The sequence below is a fragment of the Streptomyces sp. NBC_01622 genome (assembly GCF_045209635.1).
GTDB lineage: Bacteria > Actinomycetota > Actinomycetes > Streptomycetales > Streptomycetaceae > Streptomyces.
Map to the genome: position 1 here is coordinate 3670801 of NZ_CP109293.1, position 12919 is coordinate 3683719.

At 71.3% G+C, this 12919-nt stretch carries 16 protein-coding genes; 6 read left to right on the forward strand and 10 right to left on the reverse strand.

Annotated elements, in window-relative coordinates; genetic code table 11:
- Positions 1-13 precede the first annotated feature (13 nt).
- From OH768_RS16275 to OH768_RS16285, 3 genes are read right to left on the reverse strand one after another with little or no spacing between them, the layout of a single operon-like run.
- Positions 14-439: a hypothetical protein gene (locus OH768_RS16275; RefSeq protein WP_406454247.1), complete on the reverse strand. Its 426-nt coding sequence runs from the start codon at positions 437-439 to the stop codon at positions 14-16.
- Complete coding sequence (locus OH768_RS16280) at positions 436-1134, reverse strand: SDR family oxidoreductase (RefSeq protein WP_406454249.1); 699 nt, start codon at positions 1132-1134, stop codon at positions 436-438. Before OH768_RS16280 ends, OH768_RS16275 begins: the two co-directional genes overlap by 4 nt.
- Positions 1135-1141: 7 nt before the next feature.
- Positions 1142-1681, reverse strand: a complete 540-nt coding sequence (locus OH768_RS16285) for a TIGR00730 family Rossman fold protein (RefSeq protein WP_406454251.1) — start codon at positions 1679-1681, stop codon at positions 1142-1144.
- A 50-nt stretch (positions 1682-1731) separates the two neighbouring features.
- Between OH768_RS16285 and OH768_RS16290 the strand changes: the two genes are divergently transcribed.
- Together OH768_RS16290 and OH768_RS16295 are read left to right on the forward strand one after the other, a co-directional pair.
- Positions 1732-2055 (forward strand): DUF427 domain-containing protein, encoded by a 324-nt coding sequence (locus OH768_RS16290; RefSeq protein WP_406454253.1) that lies wholly within the window; start codon positions 1732-1734, stop codon positions 2053-2055.
- Between the two features lie 37 nt (positions 2056-2092).
- Positions 2093-2872, forward strand: a complete 780-nt coding sequence (locus OH768_RS16295; RefSeq protein WP_406454255.1) for an alpha/beta fold hydrolase — start codon at positions 2093-2095, stop codon at positions 2870-2872.
- 10 nt (positions 2873-2882) lie between these two features.
- Here the strand turns inward: OH768_RS16295 and mnmA are convergent, their stop codons facing one another.
- The gene (gene mnmA / locus OH768_RS16300) at positions 2883-4013 is read right to left on the reverse strand and encodes a tRNA 2-thiouridine(34) synthase MnmA (RefSeq protein ID WP_406454257.1); all 1131 of its coding nucleotides are present in this window, start codon (positions 4011-4013) and stop codon (positions 2883-2885) included.
- Between the two features lie 60 nt (positions 4014-4073).
- On the opposite strand from mnmA, the gene OH768_RS16305 reads away from it, so the two are divergent.
- Together OH768_RS16305 and OH768_RS16310 are read left to right on the forward strand one after the other, a co-directional pair.
- Positions 4074-4745, forward strand: coding sequence for an N-acetylmuramoyl-L-alanine amidase (locus tag OH768_RS16305; protein WP_406454259.1), 672 nt, complete (start codon positions 4074-4076; stop codon positions 4743-4745).
- Positions 4746-4959: 214 nt separating this feature from the next.
- The gene (locus tag OH768_RS16310) at positions 4960-6684 is read left to right on the forward strand and encodes a multicopper oxidase family protein (RefSeq protein WP_406454261.1); all 1725 of its coding nucleotides are present in this window, start codon (positions 4960-4962) and stop codon (positions 6682-6684) included.
- Positions 6685-6779: 95 nt separating this feature from the next.
- Here the strand turns inward: OH768_RS16310 and OH768_RS16315 are convergent, their stop codons facing one another.
- Genes OH768_RS16315 through OH768_RS16325 form a run of 3 tightly spaced genes read right to left on the reverse strand, consistent with a single transcriptional unit; the run spans position 6780 to position 8492 of the window.
- Positions 6780-7943: a cysteine desulfurase family protein gene (locus tag OH768_RS16315; protein ID WP_406454262.1), complete on the reverse strand. Its 1164-nt coding sequence runs from the start codon at positions 7941-7943 to the stop codon at positions 6780-6782.
- A 52-nt stretch (positions 7944-7995) separates the two neighbouring features.
- Positions 7996-8280 (reverse strand): DUF4190 domain-containing protein, encoded by a 285-nt coding sequence (locus OH768_RS16320; protein WP_406454264.1) that lies wholly within the window; start codon positions 8278-8280, stop codon positions 7996-7998.
- A 44-nt stretch (positions 8281-8324) separates the two neighbouring features.
- A complete protein-coding gene (locus OH768_RS16325; protein WP_388107212.1) occupies positions 8325-8492 on the reverse strand; it encodes a hypothetical protein in 168 nt (55 codons plus the stop codon).
- Positions 8493-8634: 142 nt separating this feature from the next.
- Here OH768_RS16325 and OH768_RS16330 point away from each other — a divergent pair, with 142 nt between their 5' ends.
- The gene (locus OH768_RS16330; protein WP_406454266.1) at positions 8635-9267 is read left to right on the forward strand and encodes a TetR family transcriptional regulator; all 633 of its coding nucleotides are present in this window, start codon (positions 8635-8637) and stop codon (positions 9265-9267) included.
- A 79-nt stretch (positions 9268-9346) separates the two neighbouring features.
- On the opposite strand, the gene OH768_RS16335 is transcribed toward OH768_RS16330, so the two are convergent.
- Both OH768_RS16335 and OH768_RS16340 read right to left on the reverse strand, forming a co-directional pair.
- A complete protein-coding gene (locus OH768_RS16335) occupies positions 9347-9712 on the reverse strand; it encodes a hypothetical protein (protein WP_359609405.1) in 366 nt (121 codons plus the stop codon).
- Between the two features lie 140 nt (positions 9713-9852).
- Positions 9853-10830: a helix-turn-helix transcriptional regulator gene (locus OH768_RS16340; RefSeq protein WP_406454268.1), complete on the reverse strand. Its 978-nt coding sequence runs from the start codon at positions 10828-10830 to the stop codon at positions 9853-9855.
- 78 nt (positions 10831-10908) lie between these two features.
- On the opposite strand from OH768_RS16340, the gene OH768_RS16345 reads away from it, so the two are divergent.
- Positions 10909-11502: a TIGR03086 family metal-binding protein gene (locus tag OH768_RS16345; protein WP_406454270.1), complete on the forward strand. Its 594-nt coding sequence runs from the start codon at positions 10909-10911 to the stop codon at positions 11500-11502.
- 518 nt (positions 11503-12020) lie between these two features.
- On the opposite strand, the gene OH768_RS16350 is transcribed toward OH768_RS16345, so the two are convergent.
- On the reverse strand, positions 12021-12884 hold the full coding sequence (locus tag OH768_RS16350; RefSeq protein WP_406454272.1) for a thioesterase family protein: 864 nt from the start codon (positions 12882-12884) through the stop codon (positions 12021-12023).
- Between the last annotated feature and the right edge of the window lie 35 nt (positions 12885-12919).

The window sequence follows — 12919 nt, forward strand, 5'->3', positions numbered from 1 at the left end:
CCCCACCCGGACTTCAGCGCATCCGGACCCCGTGCCGCTCCAGGAACCCGACCAGCCGCTCCGGATCCGCGACCTCCAGGTTGTTCCAGAATCGGCTCCGCTCCCAGGAGACGTCGGTCAGACCGTGCACGCTGCCACTCCCGATGAACTCGCCCTCGGCGTCGAGCAGGGCGATGGTCACGCTGCCGAAGCAGCGGCAGATGTCGTCTATGAACGTGCCTGTCGTAATGAGAGCGCGCAGCTCCGCGAGGTCCTCGGCGTCGAACACCTCACCGATGAGCTCTCGTTCGGCGAGCGGTCCGCCGTTGTCGCCGCCTGCGAGGACGACTGCGGCCTCCGTGCGCCTCCACACCTCGTCGAGCCAGTCCCGGACCTCGGCGCCGCTCGCCGCTCGCGACCGCTCGGGCCCGGCGACCTTCCCGGTCCGCTTCCGGGTCACCTTCCCGGCCGCACCGTCAGGTCGTTGACCTCCGCGTCCGCCGGGAGGTCGATGGCCATGAGGATCGTCGTCGCGACCGACTCGGGGTCGATCCACTCGGAGGGGTCGTACTTCCTGCCCTCCTGCTGGTGGACCTTGGCCTGCATGGGGCTGGCGGTGCGGCCGGGGTAGACCGACGTGACGCGGACGCCGTTGGGGTGTTCCTCGTGGCGGAGGGAGTCCGCCAGGGCCTTCAGGCCGTGCTTGGAGGCGGCGTACGCGGACCAGTCGGCGCTCGCCCGCAGGCCCGCGCCGGAGTTGACGAAGAGCACGTGGCCGCGGGCCGCGCGGAGTTGGGGCAGGAAGTGGCGGGTCAGCTCGGCGGGGGCGACCAGGTTGACGTTGAGCTGGTGGTGCCAGGTCTTCGGGGTCAGGTCGCCCACCGGGCCGAGGTCGACCACCCCGGCGATGTGCAGGAGCGTGTCCACCCGGTCGGGCAGGCTCTGGTGGGAGAACGCCCAGCTGAGCCGGTCGGGGTCCGCGAGGTCGCCCACCAGGGTGCGCGCCCCGGGGTAATCCGCCGCCAGTTCCTTCGCGCGACCCGCGTCGCGCGCGTGGAGCACGAGGTCCTCCCCGCGCGCGTGCAGACGGCGGGCGACGGCCGCGCCGATGCCGGAACCAGCCCCGGTGATCACATGTGTAGCCATGCCCGCCATGCTCGCATCACTCGATGCCGTGACTCTCCTCCAGGTAGGCCAGCGCCCCCACCGGCTCCTCCGCGAAGAACACCAGGTCGGTGAGCGGGACGGGCAGGAACCCCTCGTCCTCCATGCGCCGGAACTGGGTCTTCAGCCCGTCGTAGAAGCCCGCCGTGTTGAGCAGCACCACCGGCTTGTCGGTGTGGCCGTGCTTCTTCAGCTCCAGGATCTCGGTCGCCTCGTCCAGCGTCCCGGTGCCGCCCACCATGATCACCACGGCGTCGGCCTTCTCCAGGAGCAGCCTCTTGCGTTCGGCGAGGTCGGCCGCGATCACCATCTCGTCGGCGCCCTCCCGGGCTTTCGCCGCGAGGAAGGTCACGGAGACGCCCACCAGCCGTCCACCGGCCGCCTGTACGCCGTCGGCGACCACCTTCATCAGCCCGGACTCGGAACCGCCCCACACAAGCGTGTGCCCGCCCTTGCCGAGCAGTTCCGCGAACTCCCGCGCGGGGCGGGTGTAGCGCTCGTCCAGGTCGGCGGCGGAGAGAAACACACAGATCTTCATGTCGTCACCGTACGCGGGAAGAACCAGGGGCCCGCGAGTGCTTTTCCGGTATGGCCCAAGGACACACGATCACGATCGAGCAGGGCGACAAGCGCGTACGCGTCGTCCACGGCGACCAGGTGCTGGCGGAGAGCGACCGCCCCCTGATCCTGAAGGAGACCGGCTCCCCGGTGCGCTACTACCTCCCCCCGGAGGACGTACGCCTCGACCTCCTGACTCCCTCCGAGACCCACACGCACTGCCCCTTCAAGGGAGACGCGTCCTACTGGTCACTCCCCGACGCGACCGACCTGGTGTGGGCGTACCCCGACCCCAAGCCGGACGTCGCCCAGATCAAGGACCACCTCTGCTTCTACGAAGTAGAAGTGTTGTGACCGATTAGTCGCATCCCCTTTGGCAGTCTTCACCGGCATGGACAAGAAGACTGTTTCGCGCGACGGCACCGCCATCGCGTACGAACGCATCGGTGCGGGTCCGCCCGTCGTCCTGGTCGGTGGCGCGATGACGACGGGCGACGGCCTGCTGCCGCTCGCCGCGCAGCTCGCGCACCGGTTCGGGGCGATCCCGTACGACCGCCGGGGCCGGGGCTCCAGCGGCGACACGGCGCCCTTCGACGTGGCCCGCGAGGTCGAGGACCTCGCGGCGCTGATCGACGCCGTGGGCGGCGGCGCGGCCCTCTACGGCCACTCGTCCGGTGCCGCCCTGGTCCTGCACGCGGTGGCGAGCGGTCTGCCCGTCACCCAAGTCGCCCTCTACGAGCCGCCGTTCGCCCTCGACTCGTCCGGCGCCAAGGAGCGCGCCGAGTACACCGAGCGGCTGACGGAACTGCTCGCCGAGGGCCGCCGCGGCGACGCCGTCGAGCTGTTCATGGCGCTCACCGGCGCACCCCCGGACATGATCGCGGGCGCCCGCCGCTCCCCCATGTGGCCCGGCATGGAAGCCATCGCCCCCACCCTCGCCTACGACGACGCGGCCATGGGCGACGGTCTGGTCCCGGCGGAGCGGCTGGCGTCCCTGTCCGTCCCGGTGCTGACGATCGCGGGCGGGGCGAGCGCCGAGTGGATGCGGGAGGCCGCGCGGGCGGTGGCGGACGCGGCGCCGGACGGGACGTATCGCACCCTGGACGGTCAGACCCACATGGTGGACCCGACCGCCCTGGCGCCGCTGCTCACGGAGTTCTTCGCCCGGTGACCCCGAAGGGTCACGCCATCGCCGTCGCCGCGCGCGTGGTCGTCGCGATCGTCGCCGACCCCACCACGCGCGTGTCGTCGTACAGCACGATCGCCTGGCCGGGGGCCACGCCCCGTACCGGCTCGGTGAAGGACACCTCCAGGGTGCCGTCGACGAGTTCGGCGGTGACCTCGGTCTCGCCGCCGTGGGCGCGGAGCTGGGCGGTGTAGGTGCCGGGTCCCGTGGGGGCCTTGCCGCACCAGCGGGGGCGGACGGCGGTCAGGCCACTGACGTCCAGGGCGGCGGCCGGGCCGACCGTCACCGTGTTGTCGACCGGGGAGATGTCCAGGACGTAGCGCGGCTTGCCGTCGGCTGCCGGCGTACCGATGCGCAGGCCCTTGCGCTGGCCGATGGTGAAGCCGTACGCACCCTCGTGCGAGCCGACGACCGTGCCGGACTCGTCGACGATGTCGCCCTCCGCCTTGCCCAGGCGGCCCGCCAGGAAGCCCTGGGTGTCGCCGTCGGCGATGAAGCAGATGTCGTGCGAGTCGGGCTTCTTGGCGACGGCGAGGCCGCGGCGCTCGGCCTCCGCGCGGATCTCGTCCTTCGTCGTGACGGTGTCGCCGAGCGGGAAGAGGGCGTGCGCGAGCTGGCGCTCGTCCAGGACGCCGAGGACGTAGGACTGGTCCTTGGCCATGTCGGAGGCGCGGTGCAGTTCGCGGGTGCCGTCCTCGTTGACGATCACCTGGGCGTAGTGGCCGGTGCAGACGGCGTCGAAGCCGAGGGCGAGCGCTTTGTCTAGGAGCGCGGCGAACTTGATCTTCTCGTTGCAGCGCAGGCAGGGGTTCGGGGTGCGGCCGGCCTCGTACTCGGCGACGAAGTCCTCGACGACGTCCTCGCGGAAGCGGTCGGCGAGGTCCCAGACGTAGAAGGGGATGCCGATGACGTCGGCGGCGCGGCGGGCGTCCCGTGAGTCCTCGATGGTGCAACAGCCACGCGCGCCCGTGCGGAACGATTGCGGGTTCGCGGAGAGCGCGAGGTGGACGCCGGTCACGTCGTGGCCGGCTTCGGCGGCACGGGCGGCGGCGACGGCGGAGTCCACGCCGCCGGACATGGCGGCGAGTACGCGAAGGGGGCGGGGGCGCTGCGAGGTCTCAGTCATAACCCTTCCAGGGTACGGGTCGCCGGGAACCGGGACCCGCGAGTATCCGTTGAAGATCGCATGGGGGAGACACAGGGCGGGCACACGGGGACCGCGCGAGGAGTCACGGGGCGGCGGGCGCTGCTGATCGGCGGTGCCGCGGCCGCCGTGGGGACGGCTGCGCTGGCGCGGGACGAGCTGGCGCGGCTGTGGTGGCGGCTGCCGGGGGTGGAGAAGCCGCGGGTGGCGGGCGCGGTGGACTTCCGGGGCGCGCAGTGGGTGTCGGCGTCCTCGGCGAACTACCGGCGGGCGGACCGGCCGGACGACTACGCGATAGACCGGGTGGTCATCCATGTCACCCAGGGCAGCTTCCGCAGCGCGGTGAAGGTCTTCCAGGACCCCGCGCACGGGGCGGCGGCGCACTACATCGTGCGCAAGGACGGGCACATCACGCAGATGATCCGCGAGCTGGACGTGGCCTTCCACGCGGGCAACCGGGAGTACAACGAACGCAGTGTCGGCATCGAGCACGAGGGCTTCGTGGAGGAGGCCTCGTCGTTCACCGACACGATGTACGCGGCCTCCGCGCGGCTGACGGCCGGGATATGCCGGCGCTACGGAATCCCGGTCGACCGCAAGCACGTCATCGGGCACGTGGAGGTGCCTGGGACCGATCACACGGACCCCGGGCGGTACTGGGACTGGGACCGGTACATGGCGCTCGTAAGGCGGGCACACCGGACAGGGGTGTGACTCGGGTCACACGCGGCTTTGGCTATGAGTCGTTTCAGTCACGGCGGTGTCCGATGCGTCCCCCGCTCGGGATGTGACCTGGGGTACGCCAACTCACCTTGCGTTGCAGGGGAGTTGTGAAGGGATCGTGCACGCTCACCTTTCACAGACTGCCCTGCTCACTGCTAACTGCTGCTCAGTTTTTACACAGGCCTTAGGTCAAATCTCTGGCGCCATGACACACACCAGCGAGCCCGCGTCCGAAGCAAGCAGCGACAGCAAGGGCAACCACCGCAAGTCCACGGCCGAGAAGCGCGAGCACAGCAAGGGCAGTGCGGCCCGGAGCAAGGGTCTGCACCGGCGCAAGTTCCTCGGCGGAATGGCCGGGGCCGGCATCGCGGCGGTGGCCGCCGCCGGAGGTGCCTTCTCCCTGCTGAACGACGCGGCGAAGAACAAGGCGTCCGCCGCCGACTCCACCCTCACCATCCCGGACCTGCTGGAGGGCACCACCTCCAGCGGTGTCACCACGTTCACGCTGGAGGCCAAGTCCGGCACCCACGAGGTGATCTCGGGCGTCACCAGCACCACGATGGGCTACAACCAGGACTTCCTGGGCCCGACCATGAAGTGGACCAACGGCGACGTGGTCCTCCTCAACATCACCAACGACATCGGTGAGGACACGACGGTCCACTTCCACGGCGCCCACGTCCCGGCCAAGATGGACGGCGGCCCGCAGGTCGCCTTCGCCGACGGCGAGACCTGGTCCCCCACGTTCACGGTCAAGGACCCGGCCACCACGCTCTGGTACCACCCGCACGCCCTGGGCACCACCGCCAAGCAGGCCGTGCACGGCCTGGCCGGGATGATCATCGTCGAGGACTCCACGGACGCGTCGGCCGCGCTGCCCAGCGACTACGGCGTCGACGACATCCCGCTCATCTTCCAGTCCCTCGCCGTGGACACCGACGGAGACATCAAGTACGACGCGGCCGGCTACCGGCTGAGCACGACCACCTTCCCCCTCCTGGTCAACGGCACCAACGTGGACTCCACCACACTCGGTTTCACCGCCACCAAGACGCGGACCCGGTTCCGCGCGCTGAACGCCTCGCCGTCCGACATCATCGTGATCCAGCGCAGCGACGGCGGCACCCTCACCCAGATCAGCACCGACCAGGGCTATCTGACCGAGGCCACCGAGGTGACCACGATCCGCCTGGTGGCCGGCGCCCGTGCCGAATTCACCATGGACCTCACCGCGGACGCCACCCTGCAGGCCGTGATCACCACCGGGTGGATCCGCGGCGGCAGCGGCACGTACGACTTCCTCGCGATCACGGCCAGCGGCTCCGACACCCCGGACGACCTGCCCAGCACCCTCAACACCATCGACCGGTACGACACGAGCGACTTCACCGCCCGGACGATCACCCTGGGCCAGAACGGCGCCACCATGCTGATCGACGGATCGGCGGGCACGACCATGGCCGCGATGGCGATGATCAGTACGACGCTCGGCTCCAAGGAGATCTGGACGATCCAGAACTCCACCCAGCTGGAGCACTCGTTCCACCTGCACGACGTGCCCTATCAGCTGATCTCCGTCAACGGCGAGGATCCCACCGGGGTCCAGCTCGGCTGGTACGACACCTACGAGGTGGTCGGTGGCGGTTCGATCAAGATCGCCATGGAGTTCACCGACTTCTCCGACGACACCTACATGTACATGCTCCACTGCCATCTCCTGCAGCACGAGGACGAGGGCATGATGGCCTCCCTCATGGTGACGGGCGACGATACGAGCACCACCACGACCGACACGGACGACTCCACGGCGACGGCCAGCGCGAGCGCCTCCGCGAGTGCGAGCGCCTCCGCGAGTGCGAGCGCCTCCGCGACCGCGACGGACGACTCCACCGCCACGGCGACCGCCAGCGCGAGCGCGACGGACGACTAGAGCCTGTCCGGCGTCGGCCTCCCCCGTGGACGCCGGACACCTGTCACCGGGGAGAGTCGGCGGACTCTCCCCGGTTCTTCGCATGTAAAGGCAGATCAGGTCAGCCCGGCGGCGCGGGCCCGTTCCACCGCCGGGGCGATCGCCTTCGCGACGGCCTCCACGTCGGCCTCCGTGGAGGTGTGGCCCAGCGAGAAGCGCAGGGTGCCTCGGGCCAGGTCCGGGTCGGTGCCGGTGGCGAGCAGGACATGGCTGGGCTGGGCGACGCCCGCCGTGCAGGCCGAGCCGGTGGAGCACTCGATGCCCTGGGCGTCCAGCAGCAACAGCAGCGAGTCGCCCTCGCAGCCGGGGAACGTGAAGTGGGCGTTGGCCGGCAGCCGGTCCACCGGGTCACCGCCGAGGATCGCGTCCGGGACCGCCGTACGGACGGCCGTGACGAGGTCGTCGCGGAGGGCGCCGATCTCGCGGGCGAACCACTCGCGCTGTTCGGCGGCGAGGCGGCCGGCGACCGCGAAGGAGGCGATCGCGGGGACGTCGAGGGTGCCGGAGCGGACATGGCGTTCCTGGCCGCCGCCGTGCAGGACGGGTACGGGGGTGTACTCGCGGCCCAGGAGCAGGGCACCGATGCCATACGGTCCCCCGATCTTGTGGCCGGAGACCGTCATCGCGGCGAGGCCGGAGGCGGCGAAGTCGACCGGGACCTGGCCGAAGGCCTGCACCGCGTCGGCGTGCAGCGGTACGCCGAACTCCTGGGCCACGTCGGCGAGTTCACGGACCGGCAGGACCGTACCGATCTCGTTGTTGGCCCACATCACGGTGGCCAGGGCCACGTCGTCGGGGTTGCGGGCGATGGCCTCGCGCAGCACCTCGGGGTGGACACGGCCGTAGGAGTCGACCGGGAGGTACTCGACGGTGGCGCCCTCGTGCTCGCCCAGCCAGTGGACGGCGTCCAGGACCGCGTGGTGCTCGACGGGGCTGGCCAGGACCCGGGTGCGGGCCGGGTCGGCGTCGCGGCGGGACCAGTACAGGCCCTTCACCGCGAGGTTGTCGGCCTCGGTGCCGCCGGAGGTGATGACCACCTCGCTGGGGCGGGCGCCGAGCGCTTCGGCGAGGGTCTCCCGAGACTCTTCGACCGTACGGCGGGCCTTGCGGCCGGAAGCGTGGAGGGAGGAGGCGTTGCCCGTGATGCTCAGGTGGGCCGTCATCGCCTCGACTGCCTCGGGAAGCATCGGGGTGGTCGCGGCGTGGTCGAGGTATGCCATGGTGCCGCCGATTCTACGGTCCCCGGCGGGCACCCCGAAGGGGCGGGCAGCGCTAGAAGCTCCAGGAGACGGTGCTGTCCAGCTGCATGAAGGCGACGAGGACCAGCAGATCGGCGATGCCGAGTCCGAGGCCGAGGAGGGCCCGGCCGCGGCGGGCGGTGCCGCGCCACAGGGCCGCGCCGGCCAGGGCGATGGCGATCGGGCCGAGGAAGACGTTGAGGACGAGCAGGCCGACGAGGCCGAGGATGAAGGACGCGACGGCCATGCCGTCGGCGTCGCGGCGGCCGGTGGCCTTGAAGTCGGTGCTGCTGCTGGTTGCCGGTGCGGTGAGTTGCATGGTGGTTCGGCTCCCGAGGATCGGGTGGGCGGATGGACGGGCGGTCAGTTGGCGGACGTACGGCTCCGGCGGCCGTGCCGCTCGCGGAGCGCGAAGACGCCCAGCCATACGGCGATGACGGTGGCGGCGACGGCGGTGAAGGCGAACGACGCGTGGGCCACGGTGCCCATCACGACGCCGAACAGCAGGAGCGCTGCGACGAGGACCAGCATGGGATGAATCCCCCTCCGAGATGACGTGCGAAGACTCTCGTTACGTTTCAGTGAACGGTTGTAGTAACACTTGTTCACTGACTTTGAGTCTAGCGCCTTCGTCGGCTTTTCAATTCCGGAGAACAGTTGTTAACTGGATGACATGAGTCACACCCTCGGCATCCGGCAGGTACAGAAGCAGAAGACCCGGCAGGCGTTGCTGGACGCCGCGTTGGGGCTGCTGGAGGAGCAGAGCCTGAGCAGCCTGGGCCTGCGCGAGGTCACCCGCGCCGTGGGCGTCGCCCCGACCGCCTTCTACCGGCACTTCCGCTCCACGGCCGACCTCGGGGTGGCGCTCGTCGAGGAGGCGCTCGGCAGTCTGCACCCGATGATCCGGCAGACGGTGGCTACGGCGGAGGACAGCGACCAACGCATCGTGCGCGCCGTCCGGTTGATCGCCGACCATGTGGACGCCCACCCGGCCCATGTCCGCTTCCTCGCGCGCGAGCGGCACGGCGGGGTGCAGCCGGTGCGGGAGGCCATCCGGGACCAACTCGCCCGGTTCGCCCAGGAGGTGAAGGCCGAACTCGCCAAGGACCCGGAGTCCAGCGGCTGGAACGACTCCGACCTGCTGATGCTGGCCCACCTCTACGTCGACCAGATGCTCATCACGGCCTCGCTCTTCCTGGAGGCGCTGGAGACCTCCGACGACGAGCACGAGCGCGAGCGGGTGACCCAACTGGCCACCCGCCAGATGCGGTTGATCAGCGTCGGCCGCCGGCACTGGCTCGGCTGAGACGGCACCGGCCACGGACGTACGACAGGGGCGGCGCTCCCGGTGTACGGGTGCGCCGCCCCTGTCGTGCGGAGCGCGGTCAGCCCTGCTGCGGAGCCCCGCTCATCTGGCCGCCGCCCGGACCTCCGCCACACCCGCCGCCAGGGCCGCCGCCCTGGCCGCCTCCACCACCGGGACCGCCGGACGGCATGCCGGAGGCATTGCCGGTCGGCGCGCCCGTCGGCCGACCCGAGGCCGCGGCACCCGTGGGCGCACCGGAGGGGGCGCCGGACGGGGCACCGCTGGGCCGCGCCGTGGCGTTGCCGGTGGGCGCGGAACAGGACTGTGTGGAGCCGGAGTTGCCGCTGCCGGAGGACGACGAGGAGTCGCTCGACCCGCAGGCCGCCAGGGCCAGGGGCGAGAGCGCCAGCAGGGCCACTGCGGGGAGGAGACGCGCACGCTTCATGAGAAACAGCTCCAAAAACGATGAGGATGCCTTGTGGCGGGAACTCAATCAACGCCCCTTAGGGCTTCCTTGTCGGCGCCCTGTCCTCACCCTGTGCGTCGAGTAAAGGACAGCCCAAGTGAAGGCTCTGACCTGCGAGTTCACGAGGACGGCCCGCTTACTCGCTGGTACAGCTCCGTGACAGAAGCAGCCGCCGCGATCACTTCCGCGCGTACTTCGGGCGGCGATACGACCTCCAACGCGTCGGCGAACTGGAGCAGTTGACGCGCCTCGCGGACGAAGCCGTAGGACAGCCGGACCGTCACCCACTCGTTCTCCCCCTCGTCCTCGGGGAGTTCGGCCAGCGAGGAGGCGTTGAGGCGCAGGAACATGTCGAGGCGGGAGCGGCGGACCCGGACGGTGACGTCGAGTCCGCCGGGGCGTTCCTCGACCTGGCGGCGCAACTCCTCCCAGGCGTCGGCGAGTTCGACGCCCGGGCGGCGCTTCACCGGGTCGGACAGGAGGGCGGCCGAGTGCACGCGCTCCGCGCGGAAGAGGCGGGGTCTCGCGCGGCGGTCGGCGACCAGGTACCAGACGCCCGCCTTGGAGACCAGGCCGTAGGGGTCGACGGTGTAGGTGCTCGGCTCCTTGGCGCCGCTGTGCCGGTAGCGCAGCCGCAGCCGCCGGTCGGCGAAGACCGCGTCCTGCAACACGTCCAGGTCCACGGCGGGTTGGGGCCCGCCCTTCCAGCGGGTGGCGTCGACGAGGATGCGCCGGGAGGTCACCTCGGCGGCCGGGCGGTACGGCGCGGGCAGCGCGGCCATCACCTTGCGCAGCGCGGAACCGAGCGCGGCGTCGAGGCCGAGCGCCGCGTGGGCGCCCTGCGCGGCCAGGATGAACAGGGCGCGCGACTCGTCGGCGGTCAGTCCCGTGACGTCGGTACGGAACCCGGCGAGCAGCTCGATGCCGCCGTGCCGCCCGCGCTCGGCGTACACCGGCACCCCGGAGGCGGACAGCGCCTCGACGTCCCGGTAGATGGTCCGCACCGACACCTCCAGCCGGTCGGCGAGTTCGTGCGCGGGGACCCGGCCCCGGGTCTGCAGAAGCAGCAGGATCGAGAGGAGTCGGTCGGCCTTCACTCCCCCAGGATCCGCCGCCCGGAAAGCCCGCGCAAATGCTGACGGAATCTGTCAGGTTATGGGTCCAGCATCGGCGCCATGAACACAAACACCACGGACCCCCGCCCCCTCTACACCCGCGCCACCGAGCAGGCCGCCGCGCTGATCAGGACGGTACGACCGGAACAGCTGGCCGGTCCCACCCCGTGCGCCGAGTTCGACGTACGGACCCTGCTGAGCCATCTCGTCGGCGGCACCCTGCGCATCGCGACGGTCGGCGAGGGCGGCGACGGCATGGCCGTGCACCCCTTCGTGGACGGTGTCACCGACGAGGGCTGGCCGGCCGCGTACGACGAGGCCCGCGTCCGGGTCCTCAAGGCCTGGGCGGACGACGCCCGGCTGGACGCGCCGGTGCGGGTCCCGTGGGGCGAGGCACCGGGCCGTGCAGCCCTCTCCGGCTACCTCATGGAGAACGTCACCCACACCTGGGACCTCTCCGAGGCCCTCGGCCACCCCCTCGAACTCGACCCGGAACTGGCCGAGTTCGCCCTCACCATCGCCCGCCGGGTCCTGCCGGACGAGCAGCGGGACGCGGACACCCCCTTCGACTCGGCACAGCCGGTACCCGAAAAGGCGGACGCCTACGGGCAGTTGGCGGCTTGGCTGGGACGGAAGCCGGTCGGCCGAGTCTGACGCGAGCGTGCGCCTACCGGCAGTTGGGGCCGAGCGGGGACGACGCCTGCTCGGCCAAGTCCGACGGGCCGCGCCCCGCTGTCCTCACCGGAGGTGGCCGCGGATCGAACACGCGGCCACGGCGATCACGATCCACACCTGCGACCCCGGCGAGCCCTCTTCCCGCCGGCACGGCCGACCCCCGAAGGAGCCGCCCTCCACCAGCAGTCGGCGGCCGACCCGGAACCCGGGCCGGCCGGCCGAGCCCGGCGCAGGCCGGGCGATCGGCTGTGGCGCACCGACGGCCGGGCGCCGGCTCGACACACCCGCCCCCGGAAAGAGCCGCCCCCTACCCGCAGTCGGCGGCCCGCCAGGCGAGTGGGACGCGGGCCAGGGCCCCGTCGTGCGCCTTCGTCATCGGCCCGTCGACGGCCGCGGCGCGCATGCGGACCCGGGGAACCGACCCGGCACGCGCCCGTTGCCCCGATGTGGCCGAATCCTGCCCGGAGTTGGCGGTCTCCCCCCGGAACGGAAGTCCGTCAGCCCAGTCTCGCCCGCGCCAACTGCCGTGACTGGGCGACCAGTCGGTCCGTGCTGTCCCAGACCTCGGCGTCCTCCTCCAGGAAGCCGCCGGCCAGGTTGCGGGTGGTGATGGAGACGCGGAGGGGGCCCGGGGCCGGGCGGGAGCGGACGTGGACGGTGAGTTCGACCGTGGGGACCCAGCCCTTGAGGCCGATCTCGAAGGCGGTCGGGGGCAGCGCGTCCACCGCGAGGAGGAGGGAGAGGGGGTCCGCGTCGCGGCCGTCCGCGAGGCCGAACCAGGAGCGCATCTCGCCCTTGCCGGAGGGGGCGCCCAGGGCCCAGCCGAGGGTGGACGGGTCCAGCTTGAGCATCAGGCGGTCGGTGATCGCCGAGCTGCCGGAGACGGGGGCGGGCCCGTCCTCCGGGCCGAAGCACTGGTCCATCGGCGGAATCGCGGGCGGGCGAGCCGTAGTGCGGACGTCGTCCGGGAGCGCGTCCAGGTCGCCGTAGGAGGCGAGGACGCGGATGCGTTCCACCTCGCGGCCCTGGTCGTCGTACTGGAAGAGGGAGGCCTGGCCGGTGGAGAGGGTGCGGCCGGTGCGGACCACGCCCGTGCGGACGACCGCCGGGCCCGGCTGGGACGCGGTCAGGTAGTGCGCGGAGATCGTGAACGGGTCGCTGTGCGGCAGGGCGTCCGCGAGGGCGCGGCCGAGGACGGCGAGGAGATAGCCGCCGTTGACGGCGTTGATGATCGTCCAGCCGGCCGAGAGGTCGATGTCGTAGACGCCCGGGGCGCGGCGGGTGACCGCCGTGTCGCGGTCGAACTCGCTGTCACCGATCACGGCCCGCGTGGCCGCCGGTGCGGATGCTGCTTCTCGCATGAATGAACCGTACAACAGTCGATTACTAAGCGGTA

Coding starts and splice junctions, on each gene's coding strand:
- OH768_RS16280 (WP_406454249.1), bottom strand. CDS start 1,134: ATGGCGGGCATGGCTACACATGTGATCACCGGGGCTGGTTCCGGCATC.
- OH768_RS16285 (WP_406454251.1), bottom strand. CDS start 1,681: ATGAAGATCTGTGTGTTTCTCTCCGCCGCCGACCTGGACGAGCGCTAC.
- OH768_RS16290 (WP_406454253.1), top strand. CDS start 1,732: ATGGCCCAAGGACACACGATCACGATCGAGCAGGGCGACAAGCGCGTA.
- OH768_RS16295 (WP_406454255.1), top strand. CDS start 2,093: ATGGACAAGAAGACTGTTTCGCGCGACGGCACCGCCATCGCGTACGAA.
- mnmA (WP_406454257.1), bottom strand. CDS start 4,013: ATGACTGAGACCTCGCAGCGCCCCCGCCCCCTTCGCGTACTCGCCGCC.
- OH768_RS16305 (WP_406454259.1), top strand. CDS start 4,074: ATGGGGGAGACACAGGGCGGGCACACGGGGACCGCGCGAGGAGTCACG.
- OH768_RS16310 (WP_406454261.1), top strand. CDS start 4,960: ATGACACACACCAGCGAGCCCGCGTCCGAAGCAAGCAGCGACAGCAAG.
- OH768_RS16315 (WP_406454262.1), bottom strand. CDS start 7,943: ATGGCATACCTCGACCACGCCGCGACCACCCCGATGCTTCCCGAGGCA.
- OH768_RS16320 (WP_406454264.1), bottom strand. CDS start 8,280: ATGCAACTCACCGCACCGGCAACCAGCAGCAGCACCGACTTCAAGGCC.
- OH768_RS16325 (WP_388107212.1), bottom strand. CDS start 8,492: ATGCTGGTCCTCGTCGCAGCGCTCCTGCTGTTCGGCGTCGTGATGGGC.
- OH768_RS16330 (WP_406454266.1), top strand. CDS start 8,635: ATGAGTCACACCCTCGGCATCCGGCAGGTACAGAAGCAGAAGACCCGG.
- OH768_RS16335 (WP_359609405.1), bottom strand. CDS start 9,712: ATGAAGCGTGCGCGTCTCCTCCCCGCAGTGGCCCTGCTGGCGCTCTCG.
- OH768_RS16345 (WP_406454270.1), top strand. CDS start 10,909: ATGAACACAAACACCACGGACCCCCGCCCCCTCTACACCCGCGCCACC.
- OH768_RS16350 (WP_406454272.1), bottom strand. CDS start 12,884: ATGCGAGAAGCAGCATCCGCACCGGCGGCCACGCGGGCCGTGATCGGT.